The sequence below is a fragment of the Intestinibacter sp. genome (assembly GCF_051866655.1).
In the GTDB taxonomy this organism is placed as follows: Bacteria; Bacillota; Clostridia; order Peptostreptococcales; family Peptostreptococcaceae; genus Intestinibacter.
The window spans coordinates 1-2,051 of sequence record NZ_JBJDXL010000558.1; the positions used below are offsets into that span (position 1 = coordinate 1).

The 2,051-nt window shown below is 32.4% G+C and carries 3 protein-coding genes and 2 tRNA genes; all 5 read right to left on the bottom strand.

The genetic code is table 11. The annotated features are described in order from the left end of the window. Positions 1-421 precede the first annotated feature (421 nt). The 5 genes from ACI3VO_RS16800 to ACI3VO_RS16820 all read right to left on the bottom strand — a co-directional run bounded on the left by ACI3VO_RS16800 (position 422) and on the right by ACI3VO_RS16820 (position 1,903). Positions 422-604 carry a hypothetical protein gene (locus ACI3VO_RS16800; protein WP_439759014.1) on the bottom strand — a complete coding sequence of 61 codons (183 nt, stop codon included), beginning with the start codon at positions 602-604 and terminating at the stop codon, positions 422-424. Then, on the bottom strand, positions 594-725 hold the full coding sequence (locus ACI3VO_RS16805; protein WP_439759015.1) for a hypothetical protein: 132 nt from the start codon (positions 723-725) through the stop codon (positions 594-596). Before ACI3VO_RS16805 ends, ACI3VO_RS16800 begins: the two co-directional genes overlap by 11 nt. Before the next feature lie 149 nt (positions 726-874). Continuing rightward, positions 875-948: transfer RNA gene (locus ACI3VO_RS16810), tRNA-Ile, on the bottom strand. A 121-nt stretch (positions 949-1,069) separates the two neighbouring features. Then, a tRNA-OTHER gene (locus tag ACI3VO_RS16815) sits at positions 1,070-1,132 on the bottom strand. A gap of 222 nt (positions 1,133-1,354) precedes the next feature. Next, entirely contained in the window at positions 1,355-1,903 is a 549-nt protein-coding gene (locus ACI3VO_RS16820; RefSeq protein ID WP_439759016.1) for a hypothetical protein, read from the bottom strand. Between the last annotated feature and the right edge of the window lie 148 nt (positions 1,904-2,051).

Below are 2,051 nucleotides of genomic sequence, written 5' to 3' on the forward strand. Positions count from 1 at the left end.
TGCAATAGCCAAAGGATTTTAAGTCCTTCGTGTCTACCGATTCCACCATTCGAGCGTAAAGTAAACTTTTAGTAAGAATTTTACTGTTGTAGATAACAAATAAAAATTCTACTATTATTTTTTAATAACAATGCAAAGATAGTCCACTTTAGTTACATAAGCAAGAAGATGGTTGAAATTCTTAAAAGAAAGGATATAACTAAAGCGGACTATCTAAAGTACTAATCAATGTTTTCTCTTCAACTCAGTAATGAGCTTTACAGCTTCAATACGAGTTCTAAACCTCATTGTAGTTACTGATATACTGCTTTTAATGGTTACAGACCATTCATAAGCATAAGTTCCAGTAACTATGATTGTTCTACCCCATTTATCGGTAAACAAATCTCGAACTGATGAGGAGCAGTTCTGCTTCTTGAATCTAGTAGACATAATCCAATAAGATATTTAATATTTGTTCTCTTTTATATTCAGGAAGATGACTAAATATCATATCCTGATTTATTACTAAAATATCTCTACTAAAGAAAGATAATTCTTCTTTAGTGTCCTCTTCTAGTTGTTGAAGAGGACGTGGATTTAATATATCAACTTTAGTCTTCATATTCTGTTAATTTATAAATACGGTTCTTACAAAGTTGATAAATATCGTCATCTACTGTTTCCCGATAGATTTCCATAGAGTCCAAAATCTCTACTAGTCTTGGAACATCTACAGAATACATAACTTCTTCTTTCCATCGGAAATTTCTGTCTCTTACAGATTCATTTAGTGAAGAGACATAAACGATTAGCCCTACTAAGAGGGTTAAAATCGCGACTGTTTCAATTCTTTTCATGATAATAATTTTTTAATTAATAAATTAGTAAATTGTGGTGGTAGTGGGAATTGAACCCACTGTTTCCATCTTATAAGGATGGCGCTCATACCTATATTAGCATTACCACTAGTTTGAGTAACAGATTAGATCTGTTACTCATTTTAAAGCTGCGTATTTCGCAACAGGCAGCTTTACTTATTTCAATAACAACAATTAAATAAACCTCTAATCTTACTTTCACACATTTGTAGATATTGTAGGATTCGAACCTACATCTTCCGAAGATGTTTTACCAATTAAACTAAATATCTTTAATAGCGTGTTTCACAACAGACTATGAGCAAAGTAATTGTCTTCTCGCTAGGACTTGAACCTAGATTGGATGTGTATAAGACATCGAGCCTAACCATTAGCAGACGAGAAGGTAAAAAATAGCGTGTTTCACAACAGGCTATTTCCAATTCTAATACCATGAAAACACTAAAATCATCTGTTTAGTGGGCCTAGACAGACTTGAACTGTCAACTTCCAGTTTATGAATCTCTTTTTCTTATTCCTTGGATAATTCTACGGGTTACTCCAAAATATTGAGCAACCTTTTCCCAACTTTTAAGTATCTCATACTGTTCATTTACTTCTTTTAAAGATGGATAATGCTTATCAGCAATCCTACACTCTTTAGAACAATATATTTTACCTGTAGATTTAGGGAATCTTTTACCACATACTGGGCATATAGATCCAGTCATGTTTTCAAAAGACGTCTTATCCTTAGCTTCTGCGTCAACTAATTTCTGTACTTTATCTATTCCTAAGTGAGGATTATGTACTTCTCTATGACAATTAGCACATAGAAGTTGACATTTATCTGCTTCTTCTTTAAGTTTTTCTATACTTGTATTAGATAAATGTCTTAAATCTAATTGAAATTCTTTTTCATCTGGATTAATATGGTGAAATTCTAGAACAGCTACATTTTTGTCATAGCCACATAGTTCACATTTACCACCATGAGATTTTATTAGCTCTAACTTACGCTTTAAACCTCTTAATTTCTGTGCATTATAATTGTTACAATTCATATACAAATGTACATGAAAATAATCATAATGTAAAATGTTTTGGCACAAAATTAAAATTTAATCCAGAAGTTGTAGGGACGGTGGGATTTGAACCCACGTGCTACCAACTACCCTTTCTACAAGGTATAAGCTTGAGGGGATACGTCCC

Bases quoted from the DNA above. Each gene is read 5' to 3' on its own strand.
- ACI3VO_RS16800 (WP_439759014.1), bottom strand. From the start codon at position 604: ATGAAGACTAAAGTTGATATATTAAATCCACGTCCTCTTCAACAACTA.
- ACI3VO_RS16805 (WP_439759015.1), bottom strand. From the start codon at position 725: ATGTATTCTGTAGATGTTCCAAGACTAGTAGAGATTTTGGACTCTATG.
- ACI3VO_RS16820 (WP_439759016.1), bottom strand. From the start codon at position 1,903: ATGAATTGTAACAATTATAATGCACAGAAATTAAGAGGTTTAAAGCGT.